The sequence below is a fragment of the Pleomorphomonas koreensis DSM 23070 genome (assembly GCF_000425185.1).
GTDB lineage: Bacteria > Pseudomonadota > Alphaproteobacteria > Rhizobiales > Pleomorphomonadaceae > Pleomorphomonas > Pleomorphomonas koreensis.
Genome location: NZ_AULH01000047.1, coordinates 1 through 4,272, shown reverse-complemented (window position 1 = coordinate 4,272; position 4,272 = coordinate 1). Strand labels below are relative to the sequence as shown.

At 58.3% G+C, this 4,272-nt stretch carries 3 protein-coding genes and 1 pseudogene; 1 reads left to right on the top strand and 3 read right to left on the bottom strand.

Annotation, left to right across the window (positions count from 1 at the left end):
* Nucleotides 1-283: IS5 family transposase (locus tag H512_RS26695; RefSeq protein WP_026784881.1), on the bottom strand; the 283-nt coding region annotated here is incomplete at its 3' end.
* 62 nt (nucleotides 284-345) lie between these two features.
* Nucleotides 346-666: pseudogene (gene mscL, locus H512_RS25180) on the bottom strand (large conductance mechanosensitive channel protein MscL); the annotation flags it as partial.
* Between the two features lie 305 nt (nucleotides 667-971).
* Between mscL and nirK the strand changes: the two are divergent.
* The gene (gene nirK / locus H512_RS0119780; RefSeq protein WP_026784880.1) at nucleotides 972-2,102 is read left to right on the top strand and encodes a copper-containing nitrite reductase; all 1,131 of its coding nucleotides are present in this window, start codon (nucleotides 972-974) and stop codon (nucleotides 2,100-2,102) included.
* A gap of 110 nt (nucleotides 2,103-2,212) precedes the next feature.
* Here nirK and H512_RS26060 read toward each other — a convergent pair whose 3' ends face one another.
* Nucleotides 2,213-4,147: a PAS domain-containing protein gene (locus H512_RS26060; protein WP_053240088.1), complete on the bottom strand. Its 1,935-nt coding sequence runs from the start codon at nucleotides 4,145-4,147 to the stop codon at nucleotides 2,213-2,215.
* Nucleotides 4,148-4,272: the final 125 nt, after the last annotated feature.

The window sequence follows — 4,272 nt, the reverse complement described above, 5'->3', positions numbered from 1 at the left end:
AGTCGATCATGATGATATCGCCGTCGTAAGCCTGAGAAACCGCTTCGAGAAGTCGATCCCAGACACCAGCCTTCCGCCAGCGGACGAAGCGATTGTAGCAGGTGGTCGACGGGCCATAGCGTTCTGGAACTTCCGCCCAGGGGGAACCTGTTCTGAAGCGCCAGAGGATGCCGTTCAGCACGCGACGATCGTCGACGCGAGGAACGCCACGAGGCTTATTCGGCAGCAGCGGCGAAATGATCGACCATTCGTGGTCAGTGAGTTCGTAACGGCGGCGCGTCATCCAGAGCTCCCTCAGTCGGAAGCCTTGAATCACGGCAGCCAAAAACCGCCAAGCGAATTTATGAGTTTACCGCCTAGTTTCACTAACAGGAAAAGGACGAAAGCGACGATAAGGAAATTCAGGGTGAGCGTCACGAAATTGCCGTAGGCGATTGTCGCTCCGGCCTTACGCGCTGCGGCGAGGTCATTGGCCACGGGCGGCCCGGAAAGCTGAAAGTAATGATTGGTGAAATCTATGCCGCCGGTGATGAGGCCGATCACCGGCATAAGAATGTCGGCAACGATAGAGTTGACGAGCCCGCCAAAGGCGCCGCCGATGATTACGCCGATGGCAAGATCGATCAGATTGCCGCGCAAGGCGAACTTTTCAAATTCTTTGAGCATTAATTCAGTCTCCTTGTCTCAAGGTCGGTCGCCCCTCGTTAACGTCCGGCGTGTCGCGCGGTTTCAAAGCTTGGATCAGCTTCTGGGGACCGAAAAACCTGCGCTGCTGATTTTGCTTTAAGTGGGTTTCGTCAAGGCACTGAGATCCGCATTGAGACCAAGAGCAAGAGCCGAAGCGGCATTGGGCAGATCGCAAATCGCAAATCCCGATGCGCCTCTTATTGGCTCGCCCTAACAGAATTCCCGCAGTCAGGAACAAAGTCGGCAGATTAGCGTTGCAACAGTCCTTGCATAGGAGGTGCTTGATGCTCACTCGTCGTTCCGCTCTGTTCGGTGCAGCCGCCGCGGCCGCCATCGTTTCGGCTGTTCCGGCTATGGCCCAGGATGAATCCGACAACCCCATGGGCGGCACCGTCGCCGACCCGAAGGCACTCGCCAAGCTGTCTCGCGTCAAGGCGCAATTGGTGCCGCCTCCCAACGTCATGAAGCACGGTCAGGTCGCAAGGGGCGGGCCGAAGATCGTCGAATTCCAAATGATGGTTTATGAGAAGGAGATCGTCATCGACGACGAGGGCACATCGTTTCAGGCCCTTACCTTTGAAGGATCGATGCCCGGGCCTACACTCGTGGTACATGAGGGCGACTACGTCGAACTCACTCTCATAAATCCCGAATCAAATACGCTGCCCCACAACATCGATTTCCACGGTGCGACGGGCGCGCTAGGCGGCGCACAATTGACGCTGATCAATCCGGGAGAGCAGGCATCGATACGCTTCAAGGCGACGCGCGCCGGGGTGTTTCTCTATCACTGCGCGCCTCCGGGCATGATCTCCTGGCATGTCACGTCCGGTATGAGCGGCACGCTCATGGTGTTGCCGCGCGACGGCCTCAAGGACGCCAATGGTAAGCGCATCAGCTACGATCAGGTCTATACGATCGGCGAGTTCGATCTTTATGTTCCCCGTGATGAGAAGGGCGCGTACAGGACCTACGAAAGCCCCGGAGATGCCTTCGCCGATACCATCGAGGTCATGAAAAAGCTCATACCGACCCATGTCGTATTCAATGGCAAGGTCGGCGCTCTCACAGGCGATAACGCAATGAAGGCCAAGGTAGGGGAGACGGTCCTGTTCATCCACTCCTCCGGCATCATGGATTGCCGACCGCACCTCATCGGTGGTCATGCCGACTGGGCTTGGGAACATGGGAAGTTCAACAATCCGCCGCAACGCGATTTCGAAACATGGTTCATCCGCGGGGGAAGTGCCGGGGCGATGATCTACACTTTTCTTGAGCCGGGCATTTACAACTACGTCGACCACAACCTCATCAAGGCCGAGCAGCTTGGCGCCATCGCCCATGTGAAAGTTGACGGCGAATGGAATCACGATCTCATGACCCAGATCGTTGCACCGGCACCGATCAAGCAATAGGCTCGGTCCTGCTAGTCCGCGCTTTGACACACCGAACCAAATCAGCTGGTGCAAAGCAAAGAAAAATTAGCCCCGTCCGGTTCGGATGGGGCTAATTCGCAAGGGCGCAATTAAACGCTTGGCCTAGGCGCAAGCGGCAAGACGCCGGGGATACCATCCGCCGGTCTTGGCGTTCCCGCGGTCTGTTCCGGCGTGACGGCTTTCGCACCGAACACGAATTGGCAGCACACGCCTTCCGGTGTCGCCATCCAGTCGGCTCGTCCTCTCGGGTCATGAGCGAGACTGTTCCGGATCAGTATCGAACCGAACCCCTTTTTACTTTCCTCGATCGGTGGACCGCCCACCTCGCACCAGTCAAGGTTAACGAGAGCGGAATCCTCGGAACCTTCCGCGCGAACGCGCCATCCGATGATGACCCTGCCGTCAGCATTGGAAAGTGCACCGTATTTCAGGGCGTTTGTGACCAGTTCGTGCAGAGCCAGCGCGACACCAAGCCCCGTACGAGGAGCGAGCTCAGCGTCTCCCCCGGCCTCGATCGTCACTCTTGAACTCAAATTGCTGATGATCGTCAGCGTGTCCTGAACGATATCCGTCAGGCGGCATTCCTCAGGCCCGCCAAGAATTCTGGTTTGCGCTTTGTTGAGTGCGGCGATCCGCTCTCCTAGGCTCTGCCGCGCAGCTTCTAGTGAGGGTGCCCTGCGTAGGGTGTTGTCGACGATGATCTGCATGATGGTGAGGATGTTCTTGACCCGGTGAGCGCTCTCGCGCGCCAACATGTCGAGGCGCTCCTCGACCTGTTTTCGTCGCGTCAGGTCGTGCACGGCACCAAGCACCCGCTCCGGGCGGTTATGGACATCGCGTATGATCGTGCCGCGGGCGCCTATCCAACTCACGCGGCCGTCAAGCAGCAATCGGAATTCGTGCGATGTTTCGATCTCGTCGCTTGGGCCGGACGTCATCGCGTTCATTCGTGCGGCATCCTCGGGGTGGATACGCTTCATCAGGTCGGGGACCGGAATATCGTCCGGGGCCTCGGCAAGGCCGAAGAGCTCCCGAAACACGCGCGTGCCCCTGACTGTGTTGCTCATCAGATCCCAGTCGTAGGTGCCGAAGCCCCCGCCCTCCTGCGCGAGACGCAGCAATTCCGTCTGGCGTTGCAGATCGCGCTGCGCCTCCCACTCCACCGAAGTGTCATGCCCCTGAACGAAAATGCCGGTGACGACGCCGGCCGCATCCCGGATGGGTTGATAGATAAAATCGATATGCCGGAGCTCCGGCTCGCCCCCAACGGCGGGCCGGAGAAAAACGGGAACCGCGCGTCCTACGAACGGCTGGCCGCTTTTCCACACGTCGTCCAGAATATCGACAAAGCCTTGGTTCACCACCTCCGGCAGCGCCTCGGCCACGCTGCGCCCGATCAGGCTCTTTCGGCCGACTAGGATTTGATAGGCATCGTTAGCCAACTCAAAAACGTGATCCGGTCCCTTCAGTACGGCGATGAAGCCGGGGGCCTGGGCAAATAGATCGCGCAGCAGCGCGATTTCGGTCGAGAGCTTGGCGCTGGTAGTTTGGACGGCGTGGGCGCGGGATAGCACGCCGGACTCCGCCATGTTGGAAAGCGCGTCTCGTTGCCGCAAGGTTTCCAGTTCAGTCACGTCGACGGTATGCTGAAGAATATAGATAAGCTTGCCGTTTTTATTCCTGATTGGGGTGTGCGTGGCGCTCCAGTAACGGACCAGAGGCGGCTCATCCGGTTTAGCCGTATTATAAGGGATAAGCGCGATATGATCGGGTTGGCTCGTCTCCAAAACCCGACTAAGTGAAGTCGCCAGTATTCGATAGGCATCCGACGCCGGATCGGCGGGAAATGCGTCGAAGAGAGGACGGCCGACGATTTCCTCGCGATCTTCGCGCCCGACGGCCCTGAGATAGGCGTCGTTACATCCTGCGATCGCCAGATCGCGCGTGAATACGACGTATGCATTGGCAGAGGCGTTGAACAGTTCGCGCAAATCAAGGTCGTCTGTCGCGAGCTTCGTGAACATGGTCGCTCCGTTGCCGACGGCATAACAATAATACCAGTTCCGTTAGGTCCTGACCTTTCTGATGTAGGGGTAGTCGGTGAGCGAAGCGATGCGCCCCGTTTCCGTCTTTAGGTCGTTCCAAGCCT

Coding starts and splice junctions, on each gene's coding strand:
- H512_RS26060 (WP_053240088.1), bottom strand. CDS start 4,147: ATGTTCACGAAGCTCGCGACAGACGACCTTGATTTGCGCGAACTGTTC.
- nirK (WP_026784880.1), top strand. CDS start 972: ATGCTCACTCGTCGTTCCGCTCTGTTCGGTGCAGCCGCCGCGGCCGCC.